Origin of the sequence: Flavonifractor sp. An100, assembly GCF_002161175.1 — a bacterium.
Lineage (GTDB): Bacteria > Bacillota > Clostridia > Oscillospirales > Oscillospiraceae > Lawsonibacter.
The window spans coordinates 66,982-83,430 of record NZ_NFMA01000004.1 but is presented as its reverse complement, the minus strand read 5'-3'; the positions used below and the strand labels follow the sequence as shown (position 1 = coordinate 83,430).

The following is a 16,449-nucleotide window of genomic DNA, read 5'->3' as shown; positions in this document are numbered from 1 at the left end:
CAATGTATGTTTAAGACTCCTCCAAATATGAGTTCAGGCCGCCTGGAGGAGGGGCGTGCCGTTCCCGGCCAGAGTCCAGGGGAGCGGAGGCAGGAACGATGGCTCCGGCGCCATATTTGGCCCGAATGGCATCCATGGTGCCCTCCAAGCGCTCCAGGCGCTGCCGTTTGGCCTCTCGCTCTCCCGCCAGCAAATCCATCTGAGCGCCGGCCTCCTCCTCTGGGAGGAGATGGATGGCGGTGACCGTGAGGGCACGAACGGGGCTGTCCAGGTTCCAGCATTGCCGGGCCAGATCCATGGCAGTTTGTGCGATTTCTCGGGCCAGACAGGTGGGGGCGGAGAGACGCTGCTGGCGGCTGATGTCCCGAAAACTGGGGTCCCTGATGGCAAGGGAAACTCCTTGACATTTCATGTGGTGGCGACGTAGCCTGGCAGCCACCTGGTCGGAGAGCTGGGTGATGCCCGCCCGGATCTCCTCCGCGCCCTGAAGATTGCGGGAGAAGGTGAGGCCGTTTCCCACCGACTTGGGAGGTTCCAGCTGGGAGGCGCGGGCGACGGGAGAGTGGTCCAGCCCGTTGGCAAAATCAGAGAGCTGGGCCCCATTTTTGCCCAGCAGAGAGAAGAGGGCTTCCCGGTCAAAGCGGGCCAGGTCGCCGATAGTCCGGATGCCGAACTTTTCAAAGGTCTGTACAGCGGCCCGGCCTACGTAAAGGAGGTCGCTGACCGGAAGGGGCCAGACCAGAGAGCGGAAATTTTCCCGGGTAATAAGGGTGGTGGCGTCGGGTTTTTTATAGTCGCTGCCCAGCTTGGCAAACACCTTATTGAAGGAGACCCCCACGGAAATGGTCAGCCCCAGCTCTCCCCGCAGCCGGTCCCGGAGGTGGTCGGCCAGGGCCCTGGGATTTTTGCCGAAGAGGTGAAGGGTGCCGGTCAGGTCCAACCAGCTCTCGTCGATACCGAAGGGCTCCACTAGATCGGTGTACTCCTGATAAATCCGGTTGACCCGGCGGGAGAAGTCCCGATACTTGCCGTGGTGGGCGGGGAGGAGTACCAGATCGGGACACTTTTTCCGGGCTTGCCAGATGGTCTCAGCGGTCTTTACCCCAAAGCCCTTTGCCGGTTCATTTTTGGCTAAAATAATTCCATGCCGGCTCTCCGGGTCGCCGCAGACTGCCACCGGGAGGTGGCGCAGCTCCGGGTGATCCAGCAGCTCTACCGAGGCATAGAAGCTATTCAAGTCGCAGTGAAAGATCACCCGGTCCATCCCAGTCCCCTCCTTTTTATTTCATCTCATTATACCCCTCAGGAGAGAAGAAGTCAAACGAATGTTCTAAAATGAGAGGAGGGAACGGATGGAAAAAGCGGCCCCGGTGGGCCGCTGGGGGATTATGGATTGCTTTGCGGAACAGACGCAGGGGCCTGTTGCTGTGGAATGGAGTCGCTTGACGCAGAGGTCTCCTGCTTCCGGGAAAGAAACAGCCCGGCACACAAAGCGGTGAAGGGGGCCACGGTGACCAGACCAAAGGAACCGATGACGGTGTGGATGATCTCAGCGGCCACATATTTGTAGTTGAAGATGTTGGACAGGGGGGTACCCTGGGCCATAAATACCATGAGCAGAGCCACATAGCCCCCCGAGTAGGCAAAGAGGAGGGTGGTGGTCATGGTGCCCATGGCCGCGCGCCCCACATTCATACCGGAACGGGCCGCCTCCCACCAGCTCAGGTCGGGCCGCTTCTCCACCACCTCGTGGACGGCGGAGGTGATATCCACAGACAGGTCCATAATGGCTCCGGAAGCGCCGATGAAGATGGAGGCCATAAAAATGCGGGTCAGGTTCAGGTCCTGATAACCGGCATAGAGCAGGCTCTCGGAGTAAGACATGACAGCGCCGTGGATCTGGAATAGGTCGGTAAATAAAATACCCATTCCGCAGGTGACCAGAATGCCCAGGGCAGACCCGGAGACAGCGGCGGCGCAGCGCTGGTCAAAGCCGTAAACCAGAGCAATGATCAAAACGGTGAGCACTAATGTCATGGCCAGCCCCACCCAGATGGGATTCCAGTCCTTGAGATAGAGGGGGACCAGTACCTTCCAAATCATCAGAACGGTGAGGACAAAGGACAGCACAGCCCGAATCCCAGTCTTGCCGGCAAAGAGGATGAGAAGCAGAACAAATAAAGCGCCCAGCAGGATTTCCCAGGGCATGCGGTAGTGGTCGATCATGGAGACGCTCAGCACCTGGTTATCCTGGTAGTTGATGCGCACGAGAGCTTTGTCGCCGGAGGCAAATATTTTGTCCTGCTCCAGGGAACCGTTGAGGGCGTTGGTTCCGGTGACGGTCTGCCCTTTAAATGCTCCGCCCAGAATTTCCAGCTGACAGCGCTGTTCCCCGGAACGAACCAGGCCGGTGTCCACAATGGAGGACTCATCCGTCTGCAATACCAGGGCGGGCTGAATGTCGGATTCCTGGAATACAACATTGTCCTCGTAGCCGGTGGGGAGCAGGATAAGGAGAAGGGTAAGCAGCACGCAGACCCACACAGGGGCGTGGTAGCGGATGGACTGGGTAGGGATGAGATGATGTTCCATGGCGATGACTCCTCAAAATTGAGATTGGAAAATAGGGACGGTAACAGGGGAACCCGCCTGTGTCCTAGCCGGGCACAGGCGGGCCGGTGAGATGAAATAGGGGGGAGATTACTTGACCGCCAGCATGTCAGCCAGCTTGTTGAAAATCTCGGTGTTGTCGTAGTATCCCTTAAACTGGTCGGCATTCACTCCGTCGGCGAACACGGCCACAGGCAGGCCGGTGTGGCTGTAGGAGGTGAAGGAGACGCCGGACTTGTTGTTGAGGATGTGGGTGATGGTGACGGAGAGGGGCTCATAGGTGCCGTAGGCCACATACTCGGCCTGGTCAGCCATGCCGGTTTCCGAGCCATTGACGCTCTTCTCGTAGGCAGTCTTCAGAAGACCCATCTCATAGTCGGTCAAAACCAGCTTGTCGCCCTCCTCACCCTGGGCCTTCAGACCGAAGAGGGTCTCAATGTCGGCCAGAACAGTGGCAAAGGGAGTCTTGTTGGCCTTGTAGGAGGCCACATAGTCGCTGTCATACTTGGCGAAGGAGATCTTTTGGCTGTCCAGAAGGGTGAGGTAGGTGTCATAGTCGGTGCCGGCAAAGCCGATGGTCAAACCGCCGGTCTCATGGTCGCCGGTGACCAGGATGAGGGTCTCGTCGGCGTGGTCCTCGGCAAAGTCGATGGCCACCTGCACCGCGTCGGCCAGAGCCAGGGTGTCGTGGATGGAGGAGGCGGCGTCATTGGCGTGACAGGCCCAGTCAATCTTGCCGCCCTCGCACATCAGGAAGAAGCCCTTGTCGTTGTCCAGAACCTGGATGCCCTTCTTGACGTAGTCGGCCAGAGACCACATATCGTCGGTGCGGTCCAGCTCATAGGCCATGGCGTCACCGTCAGCCAGGTGTTCGTCCACGATGATGACGGGCCCCTCGGTCACATTGGAGGCCTCAGCCTGGGTGGTAACCACGTCGTAACCGGCCTTTTCCGCCAGATCATACAGGTTGGCCTGGTCACCGTTGGCGCCGGTGGGCTTCAGCAGGCCGCCGCCGGCGAAGTATTCAAAGCCGGACTCCACCAGCTCCAGGCCGATGTCATAGTAGTCGTTGCGGCTGGCCTGATGGGCGTAGAAGGCGGCGGGGGTGGCGTGGTTGAGGTTGACGGAGGAGATCACGCCCACCTTCATGCCCAGCTGCTCATGGACCTTCTCGGTGATGGTCTCATAGCTCTTGGTGGCCGTCTCGTCCACATTGATGGACCCGGAATAGGTCTTGTGTCCGGTGGAGATGGAGGTGGCGGTGGAAGCGGAGTCGGGAGCGAAGCTGTTGGAGTCGTAAGTGACGGCGGAGCCGGCTACCTCAAAGTTCATGAAGTTCAGCGCCTCGGGTCCGTCCAGAATGGCGCCCTGGTTGTCGTCCAGGCTGGGCTGTGTGAGCATATAGTCCTCATCGGCCAAAGCGCCCAGGTAATCGGAGGCAGACTGGAACTGAGGATAGCTCATGCCGTCGCCGATGAAGAGAAATACGTACTTGGGAGATTTCAGAGCTTCGGCACTGGCGGTGAGAGCGGTGGTGGTGTTGCCGGTCTGGACCGCGTTGCCGCCGTTGGAGGCGCCCGCAGAGCAGCCGGCCAGTACGGATGCCGTCATGGTCAAAGCCAGAGCGGCGGTTAGGAATCGTTTCATGTTGATTTCCTCCTGCACTTTTGTTCGTTTATTGTTGTCACAGCAGACGGCTTTATTCTAAGAAAGGTTTGTAAAAACGGCTACCGGCTCCGGGTGAAAACCAGGTAAAAAAGAACAGAAGAATGTTAAATCACAAAAAAAGGGTGGAGCGGATGGCTGATCCGCTCCACCGTAGGGAGGATGAGGGAAAATGAATTTTACAGGGCCCGTGGGAGATTGGTCAGATCACCCCGGCCAGAACGAGAGCGAAGAGGACAAAGGTGGCCAGCAGGGCCAGAGAAAAGAGGACAAAGCCGGCATTGATCTTTTTCTCCTGGCTGCTCTGAGAGGGGGGCACCACGCCGGCTTTCCGCATGGCGGTGACCACGGGGGCATAGAGCAGCAGGGTGGCGGCCATGTTCATGCCGCCCTTGGCCAGGTTGAAGGGGAAGAACAGGGTGGGCAGCAGAGCAGCCACGTCGGCCCGGGTATAGCCGGTCATGTACAGGGGGGTGATGAGGTAGTTCCACAGCAGCATCACCACGACCAGGCACACCACGCCCAGGCCCAGGCCCAGCACCGCACCCTTTTTGGTGTGCAGCTTTTTGTAGACGAAGGAGGCGGTGCAGCAGAAGGCGCAGGTGGCCAGGGCGTTCATAATAAAGCCGATGATGCCGGTGGTGCTGATGGTAATCATCTCAATGAAGGCCACCAGAATGGAGATGATGGCAGCGGCCATGGGACCGAAGGTAAAGCCGCCGATGCAGATGACCACATCTTTAAAGTCGAAGTCCAGGAACATGACGCTGGGCATCAGCTTGGACAGCAGCATGACGATGTAGGCGATGGCGGTGAGCATGGCCAGGCTGACAATGGTTTTGGTGTCGATCTTGGAACGGGCAGTGGTGCGGGTGACAGAGGGGGTAGGTACGGACATAAAAAACACTCCTTACTTGCTTTGGTACACCTGAAAAGCCCATGCCTTCCAGGTGTCAAAACAATTAAGGAGGTGCGCGCATACGCAAACTGCTGCGTATCAATTGTTTCACACACATCTTCTTCCATCCGGACTGTAACCGTTGGTCCCGGAGTTTCACCGAGTCAGCGGGTCCATTTCTGGACCCGGTCGCGGACTGTACCGCCAGTGGGGAATTTCACCCCGCCCTGAAGACATTGGATTCAGTTGTCCAAGGCGTATTATACGACAGAGAAAGGAAAAAAGCAACCCCTAAATGACGGCGGCGGCTGGGCGGGGGAGAGAAGGTGAATAATTTGAAAAACTTTGACTTTCCCCCTAGGCAAATGGCAAGAATTATATTAAAATAGGGAAGCAAGAAAAAGGACAGGAGTGGTTCCCATGGAGCAACCAAAATATAAACGAGTTCTGCTGAAAATCAGTGGAGAAGCCCTGGCGGGGGATGCCTCCCGCGGCCTGGACTTCCATGTGATCGGGCAGGTATGTGACGTGATTAAGCGCTGTGTGGACCTTGGCGTTCAGGTGGGCGTTGTGGTTGGCGGCGGCAACTTCTGGCGCGGCGTCAAGGACGGCGGCGACCAGATGGAGCGGGTCCGGGCTGACCATATGGGCATGCTGGCTACGGCCATCAATGCCTTGGCCGTGGCAGACGTGCTGGAGCAGAAGGGGGTAGCCGTCCGGGTACAGACCGCCATTGAGATGCGTGCTATGGCGGAGCCCTACATTCGTTCCCGGGCCATCCGGCATCTGGAAAAGGGACGTGTGGTCATCTTTGGCTGCGGGACCGGAAATCCCTTCTTCTCCACCGATACGGCGGCGGTACTGCGGGCCGCGGAGATTGACGCTGACGTGATTCTCCTGGCCAAGAATATTGACGGCGTATACTCCGCGGACCCCAAGCTGGACCCCGCGGCGGTGAAGTACGACGCTATCACCTATGACGACGTGCTGGCCCAGCACCTGAAGGTGATGGACTCCACCGCCACCTCCTTGTCCATGGATAATAAGATCCCTGTGCTGCTCTTCGCTCTGAAGGACCCTGAGAACATTCTTCGGGCAGTGATGGGAGAAAAGATCGGTACCATTGTGGGCGGCTGAGACTAGACGCACAAAGGGATAGAAAAAGGAAAGGAAGTCAAGACCATGAGCCCTGAGAATAAAATCTACGATGAGAAAATGCTCAAGACCATTGAGGTGGTCAAGGCCAACTTCGCCTCCGTCCGAGCCGGCCGGGCCAATGCAGGCGTGCTGGACCGTATCACGGTAGAATATTATGGTTCTCCCACGCCGCTGAACCAGGTAGCGGCCATCTCTTCTCCTGATCCCAGAACTCTGGTGATCCAGCCCTGGGACGGCTCTTTGCTCAAGGCAGTGGAAAAGGCCATCCAGACCTCGGATCTGGGCATCAACCCTCAAAATGACGGCCGTGTTATCCGCCTGGCCTTCCCCCAGCTGACAGAGGAGCGCCGCCGGGAGCTGACCAAGCAGGTGAAGAAATACGGGGAAGAGGGCAAGGTGGCCGTGCGGAATATTCGCCGGGACGCCATGGACGAGATCAAGAAGAAGACAAAGAAGTCTGAACTAACAGAGGATGACCAGAAGAATCTGGAAAAGGAGCTCCAGGATCTGACGGATAAGCGGTGCAAAGAGATTGATGAGCTTACCGCGAAAAAGGAAAAGGAACTGATGGCGGTCTGATCCTGCAGTCCAGCCATACGTGGCCGCGGGCCGGACGGACCGTCCCCCGCGGCCCTTTAGCGGTTTAGGGCGGATTGCCTGCCCGAGACAAGAGAGATAAAACAGAACTAAATGAGGTGTCCCATGGCCTTTTTTCAAAAAAAGCCGACCCAGGCGGAGGTGCAGGTAGATTTTTCCCATCTGCCCAGGCATATTGCCATTATTATGGATGGAAATGGCCGCTGGGCCAAGAAGCGGGGGCTGCCCCGCACAGCCGGACATGCGGCGGGGGCGGAGACCTTCCGCACCATTGCCACCTACTGCAAGGAGATCGGACTGGACTATTTGACCGTCTATGCCTTCTCCACCGAAAATTGGAAGCGACCGGAAGAGGAAGTCTCTGCCATCATGGGGCTTTTGAAGAAGTATCTTTTGGAAGCCATTGGCCAGATGGAGCGGGACCGGGTAAAAATGGAGTTTTTCGGGGACCTGTCCCCGCTGACGCCCGAACTGCGCCAGCTTTGTGAGCGGACCCGGGAGATTTCCCGCCATTATGAGGGGTGCCAGGTGAATATCTGTCTCAATTATGGGGGCAGAGATGAACTGCTGCGGGCGGCCAGGGCCTATGCCCAGGACTGCTTAGAGGGGAAGGCGGATGCCAACCATCTGTCTTCCGACCAGTTTAGCAGCTACCTGTTTTCCAAAGGTGTACCCGATCCGGACCTGGTGATCCGCCCCAGCGGTGAGCTCAGGCTGTCTAATTTCCTGCTGTGGCAGTCCGCCTATGCGGAGTTCTATTTTACCGACGTACTGTGGCCCGACTTCTCCAAAGAGGAGCTACACCGGGCCATCGCGGCCTATCAGAGCCGAAACCGCCGGTTTGGAGGGATTTGAGGTGCTGACCCGCATTGTTGTGGCGGTGGTCCTGGCCCCGCTGTTTTTTGTGGTTTTATTTTTCCTGCCGCCCATCTGGCTTGGATGCCTGCTGGCGTGCATCTGCGCAATGGCGTCCTTTGAACTGCTCCGAGCTACTAAGGTGGCCCACCATAACGGTATGTATGTGTATACCGCTGTGGCTGCTGCTCTGGTCCCCCTTTGCTGCTACGGGTGGGGCTATAATGGTTGGCCCGTGGGTGTAGTGGCTATGCTGCTATTGGTCACTCTGTTTTTGCTGGCGATCAAGCTCTACGGAACGGAAAAGGCCATCGGGTTTGAAAAAATTATGGTCTGCATGTTCGGTGGGCTGTTCGTCCCTCTGTGCCTTTCCGCTCTGGCGGTCTTGAAGGGTATGGAGCACGGGAAATATCTGGTACTTCTGCCGGTGATCAGTGCCTTTCTCACCGATGCGGGGGCCTATTTTGCCGGTGTCTTTTTGGGAAAGCACCGGGGAATTACCCGGGTCAGCCCCAATAAATCCCTGGAGGGCTATATTGGAGGCATTGTATCCGGCGGGGTGTTTATGTTGCTCTACGGCCTGGTGCTGCAGCAGTTTGCCGGAATCACGGTCTCCTTTCCGGCGCTGGCCCTGTATGGGCTGGTGGGAAGCGCGGTGACAGAGCTGGGGGATCTGTCCTTCTCTCTGGTGAAGCGGCAATACGGGATCAAGGACTACGGCACGCTTCTGCCCGGGCATGGCGGCATGCTGGACCGGTTTGATTCCATGATCTTTGCCGCCCCCACTCTGCTGCTGCTGGTGCGGATTTTGCCCGCATTTTGATTACAAATTGATGTGGTCTGGGAAGCAATATGGAAACGGATGGCTAGGAAAAAGGTGAAAGCATGAGCAAACGGATTTCAATTTTAGGGTCCACCGGCTCCATCGGGCGGCAGTCTTTGGAAGTGATCGCCTCCTGCGGCATGGAAGTGGCCGCCTTGACCGCCAACGCCAGTGTGGAGCGGCTGGAGGCCCAGGCCAGACAGTTTCATCCGGAGCTGGCCGTGCTGGTGGATGAAAAGGCGGCGGCCGATCTGAAGGTGCGCCTGGCGGATATTTCCGTGCGGGTGGCCTCCGGCATGGAGGGCCTGCTGGAGGCGGCCGCCATTTCCAGCGCGGATACGGTCATTACCGCCGTGGTGGGTATGGTGGGCCTGCGGCCGACCCTGGCCGCCATCCGGGAGGGGAAGCGGATTGCACTGGCCAACAAGGAGACCCTGGTCTGTGCCGGCAGTCTGGTGCTGGAGGAGGCCAGGGACTACGCAGCGGAGATCCTCCCGGTGGATTCCGAACATTCGGCCCTGTTCCAGTCCCTGGAGGGAAACCGGGACCGGGGGGAGGTCAAGCGCCTTATCCTCACCTGCTCGGGAGGACCCTTCTATGGCAAGAAAGCGCCGGAGCTGGAGCATGTGACAAGGGAAGACGCCTTACGGCATCCCAACTGGTCCATGGGGGCGAAAATTACGGTGGATTCCGCCACTTTGATGAATAAGGGGCTGGAGTTTATTGAGGCCATGCACCTGTATCAGATGCCGCCGGAAAAAATTTCGGTTCTCATCCACCGGGAAAGTATTATCCATTCCCTGGTGGAATACTGTGATAATGCGGTGATCGCTCAGCTGGGGGCGCCGGATATGCGCCTGCCCATCCAGTACGCCTTGACCTGGCCCAAGCGAGTACCCGGTCCGGCGGATCCTCTGGACCTGTGGAACTGCGGGGCGCTTACCTTCGGCAGCCCGGATCTGGAGACCTTCCGCTGTCTGGCCCTGGCCATGGAGGCGGCCAAAACCGGAGGGACGGCGGGAGCCATTCTGAACGGGGCCAATGAGGCGGCGGTGGGACTGTTTTTGGCCGGAAAAATTCGGTTCCTGGAGATCGGGGAGAAGGTGGCTCGGGCGATGGAGTCCGTGCCAGTGGTGCAGCAGCCCACGCTGATGGATGTTCTGGAGGCGGACCGGGCTGCCCGGGAAGCAGTGCTTTAATTGTGCAGATCATATCCTTGGAGGTCCTATGTTCTATCTAATCGTTGCTATCCTGATTTTCGGCTTTCTGATTGCTACCCATGAGCTGGGCCATTTCGTCAGTGCAAAGCTGCTGGGGGTAAAGGTCAATGAGTTTTCCATTGGTATGGGTCCCACTCTGTTCAGCAGGAAGAAAGGAGAAACACTTTACAGCCTGCGCGTTTTCCCCATCGGTGGTTATTGTGCCATGGAGGGGGAGGACGATGATTCTGCCGATCCCCGTGCCTTTGGGCGGGCGGCTACCTGGCGAAAGATCATCATTTTATGCGCAGGCGCGGCGATGAATTTTCTTACCGGCCTATTGCTGTGCCTGGTGCTGGTCATGCCCTACCAGAGCTTGATTGAGCCGGTGATTGTCAGCTTTGCCGATGGATTCCCGTTGTCCGGGGAGGACGGCCTGCTGCCCGGGGACCGGATTGTTTCCATTGACGGAGAGCGGGTCTATGTCTATGACGATGTAACCCTGTTTTTTTCCCGGAGCAATGGGAAAACCATGGACCTGGTGGTGGAACGGGATGGAGAGCGGGTGGTTTTGGACGATCTCCCTCTCTATCCACGGGAGTATGAGGTGGACGGCCAGACTCAGCTGAAGTATGGGATTAACTTTCAGGTTGTGTCCGCGGATTTTATGGGAAAGCTCCGGGAGGGCTGGTTTATGGCCGTGGATTTTGTGCGTCTGGTGCGGCTGAGCCTGAGTGACCTCATCTCCGGAGCAGCTGGGCTGCGGGATCTGTCTGGCCCGGTGGGAATCATGGATGTGATGAGTGATGTGGGCAACTCCGCCCCTTCCACCGGAGCGGCTTTGTACAGCCTGGCCTATTTGGCTGCTCTGATTGCGGTCAACCTGGCGGTGATGAACCTGCTGCCTCTGCCCGCTTTGGATGGCGGCCGTATTTTCTTCCTGCTTCTGAACTGTATTTTGTATGGGCTGTTCCGAAAGCGAATTGACGCAAAATATGAAGGCTATGTCCATATGGCTGGACTGGCTGCTCTTATGACCCTGATGCTGGTGGTGACTCTCAGCGATGTGGGAAAGCTATTTGGCCGTTGAGAGGACGAAAAGGGAGTGTGTTTGGATGACAAAACAGATTATGGTGGGCTCTGTTCCGGTGGGAGGCGGGGCTCCCGTTTCCATTCAGTCCATGACCAATACCCGTACCGATGATGTCTCCGCTACTCTGAGCCAGATTCGGACCTTGGCCGCTGCGGGCTGTCAGATCATCCGAGTGGCGGTGCCGGATATGGCTGCTGCCCGTGCGGTGGGAAAGATCAAGGAGGAGAGTCCGCTGCCAGTGGTGGTGGACATCCACTTTGACTATAAGCTGGCCCTGGAGTCTATTGCGGCTGGTGCAGATAAGGTGCGTATCAATCCGGGGAACATCGGCAGTGAGGACCGGGTCAAGGCGGTGGCGGACGCCTGCCGCCAGCGGGGCGTCCCCATCCGGGTGGGGGTGAACGGTGGTTCTTTGGAAAAGGAACTGCTGGCCAAATACGGTCGTGTCTGCCCTGAGGCCATGGTGGAGTCTGCCTTCGGCCATATCCGTCTGCTGAATAAGTTTGATTTTGATAATATTTGTGTCTCCCTGAAATCCTCTAGTGTCCCCATGACCATGCGGGCCTATCAGCTGATGCGGAAGCAGAGCGACTACCCCCTTCATATCGGTGTGACCGAGGCAGGAACTGTCCGTATGGGTACGCTAAAATCAGCGGTGGGCATCGGGGGACTGCTGGCCCTCGGAATTGGAGACACCATGCGGGTGTCTCTGTCTGCCGACCCCGTGGAGGAGGTCTATGCTGCCCGGGAAATCTTGAAGGCGGCCGGCATCCGGAAGGAAGGGGCGGAACTGGTGTCCTGTCCCACCTGTGGACGTACCCGCATTGACCTGATCTCCCTGGCGGGACAGGTGGAGGAGCGGTTAAAGCAGGTGGACAAGCCTATCACCGTGGCGGTTATGGGCTGCGTGGTCAACGGGCCTGGAGAGGCCAGCGCAGCGGACTGTGGAATTGCCGGCGGAGTGGGAGAGGGGCTGTTATTCCGCAAGGGGCAGATTATTAAAAAAGTTCCCCAGGATCAGCTGGTGGACGAGCTGTTTGCCCTGATTGATACCCTTTAAGAGACCGTTTCCCAGCGAGGAGAGTTTACATAATGTCGAAAAAAATACCTTTTTTACAGATGTTTGCCGCCCTGCGCCGCTGGACCGAACTGGCCCAGGCGGTGGAGGGCTGGCTCATTGTGACCGCTGCCATTGATAAGGCCAGCCGCAGCGCAACCATCACCGTAGAGGGGGCGGGAGGCGCCGGTCCCAATTTGGTTCGGGAGGCGGAGGAGACCCTGGCCCGTTGTTATGGCCTTAACTCTGTAAAGTTAAATTGCTTGCCGAACATCGCCGCCCAATCTCAGACGGTCAAAGAGGAATCTGCCGGTGCGGTGGAAGATCTTCACAAGGAGGAGCCGGGCGGAGTTGAGACGGAACAGCCCCAGGATGCCTTTGCCCGGGCGGAGGCCATCCGCCGGGCGGCCATGAAGAGCGTCAGCCGTCCTGCCGCGCCCAAGGGGGAGAAGAAGCCCGCGGGCAAGGCCATTTTCGGCAAACCCATCTCCAAGGCGGCTACCCCCATCGGGGAGCTGGAGCTGGACATGGGAACGGTGGTGGTGGAGGGCGACGTCTTTGCCATTGATAACCGGGAGCTGAAAAAACGGGGCGCCTGGGTGGTGGCCTTCGACTTGACGGACTATACCGGCTCCATCCGAATCAATAAATTTTTCCCCGGTGACGAGGGAAAGCCGCTGGTGGACGGCATCAAAAAGGGAATGCACCTGAAGGTGCAGGGCCGGCTGAACATGGACCGGTTTTATGGAGATATGGTGCTGGAGCCGGTGGCCGTGATGGCGGCAGAGAAGAAGATGAAGGAGGACAAGGCCCCGGAAAAGCGGGTGGAGCTCCATCTGCATACCACCATGTCCTCCATGGATGCACTCACCGCAGTGGGGCCCAAGCTGGGACCAGACAAGAACGTGGTCAAGCGGGCAGAGGCCTGGGGACATCCGGCCATTGCCATCACCGACCACGGGGTGGCACAGTCCTTCCCAGACGCCTGGCACTCGGCTAAGAAAATCAAGCTGCTCTACGGGGTGGAGGCCTATTTTATCAACGATGTGGACGACCGTGTGGTGGTCCACGGAGACACCAATGCCTCCTTTTCCGATGAAATTGTCTGTTTTGACATCGAGACCACAGGCCTGAACAAGAAATATGAGGTCATTATTGAGATCGGAGCTGTGGTGCTGAAAAACGGGGAGATCACCGACCGGTTCAATACCTTTGTATCCCCTGGCCGCATCCTGTCCCCGGAGATCATCGGCCTGACCGGGATCACCGACGAGATGCTGGTGGGAGCCCCCTCCCAGGAGGAGGCCCTGAGGGCCTTTTTGGATTTTGCAGGGGACCGGCCTCTGGCCGCCCACAACGCCGAGTTTGACATGGGCTTTATTGCCGCCGGATGCCGGAAGTATGGCATCCCCTTTGAGAACCCTTCCGTGGATAGCCTGATTCTGGCCCAGAATCTGCTGCCCGATCTGGGCAAATATAAGCTGGACATTGTGGCGGAACATCTTCACCTGCCCGCCTTCAACCACCACCGGGCCAGCGACGATGCGGCCACAGTGGCCTATATGCTCCCGCCCTTCTTCCGTATGATGGAGGAGTTGGGACTGCATCATTTGGGAGAGATCAACGGCTACATGCCTAGGCTGCGTAAGGGCGGAAAGGCCAAGCGGCAGCCGAAGCATCTGATCGTGTTGGCGAAAAACCAAACCGGACTACGTAACCTCTATAAGCTCATCTCCCTGGCCCATCTGGAGCATTTTAAACGGGTGCCTACCATGCCCAAGTCCCTCATCAATGAAAACCGGGAGGGATTGATTATCGGCTCGGCCTGTGAGGCGGGGGAGCTGTTCCGGGCGGTGGTGGATGGAAAGGACTGGGGAGAGCTCAAGCGCATCGCCTCCTGGTACGACTATCTGGAGATTCAGCCTATCTGCAACAATATGTTTATGCTCCGAAAAGGGATGGTGCGCTCTGAGGAGGAGCTGCGGGACTTCAACCGTACCATCGTTCGGTTGGGGGAGGAGTTGGGCAAGCCGGTGTGTGCCACCGGAGATGTCCACTTCCTGGACCCGGAGGATGAGATCTACCGCCATATCCTGCTGGCCTCCAAAGGCTTTGAGGATGCGGATGAACCCCTGCCCATCTATTTCAAAACCACTGATGAGATGCTGGAGGAGTTCGATTATCTGGGCAAGGAGAAGGCCTACGAGGTGGTGGTGAAAAACACCAACCTCATCGCCAACTGGTGCGATCCCATTGAGCCTCTCCCTAAGGGCCTGTTTGCCCCTAAACTGGAGGACTCGGACGGAGAGCTGAAGCGGCTGGTGTGGGGGAAGGCCCACGAGCTCTATGGAGATGAGCCGCCCCAGATCGTGGTGGACCGGATCGAGGCGGAGCTGGGAGACATCATCCGGTGTAAGTATGACGTGATCTACATGTCCGCCCAAAAGCTGGTGCAGAATTCCCTGGAGCATGGCTATCTGGTAGGCTCCCGTGGTTCGGTGGGTTCCTCGCTGGTGGCCTTTATGTCGGGCATCACGGAGGTGAACTCCCTGCCCGCCCATTACCGCTGTCCCAAGTGTAAGCACTCCGACTTTGAATTTGGTCCGGCCAATGGCTACGGCTGCGGGGCGGATATGCCCGATGCCAACTGCCCCATCTGTGGGACCAAATATGTAAAAGACGGCTTCAATATCCCCTTTGAGACCTTTTTGGGCTTTGGGGGCGACAAGGTACCCGATATCGACTTGAACTTTTCGGGAGAATATCAGTCCAGCGCCCACCGGTACACCTTTGAGCTCTTTGGCCAGACCCATGTGTTCCGGGCCGGAACCATCGGCACGGTGGCGGAAAAGACGGCCTTTGGCTATGTAAAAAAGTATCTGGACGAGAAGGGAAAGATCGCCTCCAAGGCGGAGGAAAACCGTCTGGCCATTGGCTGTACCGGAGTGAAGCGGACCACAGGCCAGCATCCGGGCGGCATGGTGGTCATCCCCCAGGACAAGGAGATCTACGACTTCTGCCCTGTGCAGCACCCCGCCGACGACCCCAACAGCGATATCATTACTACTCACTTTGAATATCACTCCATGGAATCCAACCTGCTGAAGCTGGATATGCTGGGACACGATGATCCCACCATGATCCGCATGCTGGAGGACCTGACTGGGGTGAACGCACGCACAGATATTCCTCTGGACGACAAGGATACCATGTCCATTTTCCAGTCCTCCAAGGTGCTGGGCTATGAAAATGATAAAATTCTGGGCCCCACAGGGGGCACCGCCATTCCGGAATTTGGTACTACCTTTGTCCGGGGAATGCTGGAGGACACCCAGCCCAGTCAGTTCGACATTCTGGTCCGGCTGTCTGGTTTCTCTCACGGCACGGACGTGTGGTTGGGTAACGCGAAAGACTTGATCACCTCAGGAACCGCCAAGGTCAGTGAGGCCATCGGGTGCCGGGATGACATTATGCTTTTCCTGATTTCCAAAGGAATGCCCCCCAAGCGCTCCTTTAAGATCATGGAGGCAGTGCGAAAGGGGCGGGGCCTGCCCGAGGGGGCGGAGGAGGAGATGAAGGCGGCCGGCGTGCCTGACTGGTATATCGGCTCCTGTAAGAAGATCGCCTACCTATTCCCCAAAGCTCATGCCGTGGCCTACGTGATGATGGCCTTCCGAATCGCCTGGTTCAAGGTGCACCGGCCTCTGGCCTTTTATGCCGCATACTTCTCCATCCGGGCCAAGGCCTTTGACGAGGCCTACATGTGTCGGGGGATGGAGACCTGCCAGCGGAAGATGCGGGAGATCATTGCCAAAGACAAGGAGGCCTCTGCGGTGGAGCAGGACATGCTCACCACCTTGGAGGTGTGCTACGAATTTTATCTCCGGGGCTTCACCTTTGACCGGATGGATCTGTACCAGTCGGAGGCCATTCGCTTTACGGTGGATGAGGAGCACAACGCCCTCCGCCCGCCCTTTGTATCGGTGGCGGGGCTGGGAGAGACCGCCGCTGTCTCTCTGGCGGAGGCCCGAAAGGGCAAGCGGTTTATCTCCATTGAAGAGGTGTCTGCCGCCTGTCCCAAGGTGTCCAAGACCCATATCGAGCTTTTGAAACAGGCGGGGGCCTTTGGTGACCTGCCGGAGACCAGCCAGCTGGACCTATTTGCCCTGCTGGGCTGACCACATGAGGAAGAAGGAAACATAATGAGCCGTCCGCACGCCTTTATACTGACGTTTGGTCTGTTTTTGCTGTCCGTATGGGGAATGATCCAATTTTTGAACAGCGACTTGTTGTTTGTTTTTTGTTGGTTGTGCGCCCTGCTCAATTCCTTCCTCTCCTTTCGATTGGGGCAGATCCGCTGTCCCCATTGCCGCCGCACCATCCACCAGTATTGGCAGCAGTTTTCCCACTGCCCTTACTGTGGAAGGGATTTGGAGGAGAAACCATGATTCTGTGGCCCATCCGAACCATGTATGATCCGATAGCATATCCGCT

Annotated in this window: 13 protein-coding genes and 1 riboswitch; of the genes, 8 read left to right on the top strand and 5 right to left on the bottom strand. The window is 57.7% G+C overall.

Translation table 11 applies throughout. The features are described 5' to 3' along the window. Window positions 1-10 precede the first annotated feature (10 nt). From dinB to B5E43_RS03770, 4 genes are all read right to left on the bottom strand, one after another. Window positions 11-1,264, bottom strand: a complete 1,254-nt coding sequence (gene dinB, locus B5E43_RS03785; RefSeq protein ID WP_087393803.1) for a DNA polymerase IV — start codon at window positions 1,262-1,264, stop codon at window positions 11-13. A 122-nt stretch (window positions 1,265-1,386) separates the two neighbouring features. Further along, entirely contained in the window at window positions 1,387-2,592 is a 1,206-nt protein-coding gene (locus B5E43_RS03780; RefSeq protein ID WP_087393801.1) for a YibE/F family protein, read from the bottom strand. Window positions 2,593-2,700: 108 nt separating this feature from the next. Further along, window positions 2,701-4,257 (bottom strand): alkaline phosphatase, encoded by a 1,557-nt coding sequence (locus B5E43_RS03775; protein ID WP_087393799.1) that lies wholly within the window; start codon window positions 4,255-4,257, stop codon window positions 2,701-2,703. A gap of 220 nt (window positions 4,258-4,477) precedes the next feature. Beyond that, window positions 4,478-5,173 (bottom strand): ECF transporter S component, encoded by a 696-nt coding sequence (locus tag B5E43_RS03770; RefSeq protein WP_087393797.1) that lies wholly within the window; start codon window positions 5,171-5,173, stop codon window positions 4,478-4,480. Between the two features lie 112 nt (window positions 5,174-5,285). Continuing rightward, window positions 5,286-5,412, bottom strand: a riboswitch (FMN riboswitch). A gap of 181 nt (window positions 5,413-5,593) precedes the next feature. On the opposite strand from B5E43_RS03770, the gene pyrH reads away from it, so the two are divergent. The 8 genes from pyrH to B5E43_RS03730 all read left to right on the top strand — a co-directional run bounded on the left by pyrH (window position 5,594) and on the right by B5E43_RS03730 (window position 16,133). Then, window positions 5,594-6,310 carry a UMP kinase gene (gene pyrH, locus B5E43_RS03765; protein WP_087393794.1) on the top strand — a complete coding sequence of 239 codons (717 nt, stop codon included), beginning with the start codon at window positions 5,594-5,596 and terminating at the stop codon, window positions 6,308-6,310. A 45-nt stretch (window positions 6,311-6,355) separates the two neighbouring features. After that, complete coding sequence (gene frr / locus B5E43_RS03760; RefSeq protein WP_087393791.1) at window positions 6,356-6,910, top strand: ribosome recycling factor; 555 nt, start codon at window positions 6,356-6,358, stop codon at window positions 6,908-6,910. A gap of 123 nt (window positions 6,911-7,033) precedes the next feature. After that, the gene (locus B5E43_RS03755) at window positions 7,034-7,783 is read left to right on the top strand and encodes an isoprenyl transferase (protein WP_087393789.1); all 750 of its coding nucleotides are present in this window, start codon (window positions 7,034-7,036) and stop codon (window positions 7,781-7,783) included. A gap of 1 nt (window position 7,784) precedes the next feature. Then, a complete protein-coding gene (locus B5E43_RS03750) occupies window positions 7,785-8,606 on the top strand; it encodes a phosphatidate cytidylyltransferase (RefSeq protein ID WP_158098953.1) in 822 nt (273 codons plus the stop codon). Between the two features lie 62 nt (window positions 8,607-8,668). Next, entirely contained in the window at window positions 8,669-9,805 is a 1,137-nt protein-coding gene (locus B5E43_RS03745; protein WP_087393785.1) for a 1-deoxy-D-xylulose-5-phosphate reductoisomerase, read from the top strand. Between the two features lie 28 nt (window positions 9,806-9,833). Further along, window positions 9,834-10,895 carry a site-2 protease family protein gene (locus tag B5E43_RS03740; RefSeq protein WP_087393783.1) on the top strand — a complete coding sequence of 354 codons (1,062 nt, stop codon included), beginning with the start codon at window positions 9,834-9,836 and terminating at the stop codon, window positions 10,893-10,895. A 25-nt stretch (window positions 10,896-10,920) separates the two neighbouring features. Beyond that, window positions 10,921-11,958 carry a flavodoxin-dependent (E)-4-hydroxy-3-methylbut-2-enyl-diphosphate synthase gene (ispG, locus tag B5E43_RS03735; RefSeq protein WP_087393781.1) on the top strand — a complete coding sequence of 346 codons (1,038 nt, stop codon included), beginning with the start codon at window positions 10,921-10,923 and terminating at the stop codon, window positions 11,956-11,958. 32 nt (window positions 11,959-11,990) lie between these two features. Further along, window positions 11,991-16,133 carry a PolC-type DNA polymerase III gene (locus B5E43_RS03730; RefSeq protein ID WP_087393779.1) on the top strand — a complete coding sequence of 1,381 codons (4,143 nt, stop codon included), beginning with the start codon at window positions 11,991-11,993 and terminating at the stop codon, window positions 16,131-16,133. On the opposite strand, the gene B5E43_RS03725 is transcribed toward B5E43_RS03730, so the two are convergent. Beyond that, window positions 16,113-16,364 (bottom strand): hypothetical protein, encoded by a 252-nt coding sequence (locus B5E43_RS03725; RefSeq protein WP_143382937.1) that lies wholly within the window; start codon window positions 16,362-16,364, stop codon window positions 16,113-16,115. The genes B5E43_RS03730 and B5E43_RS03725 overlap by 21 nt on opposite strands. Window positions 16,365-16,449 lie beyond the last annotated feature (85 nt).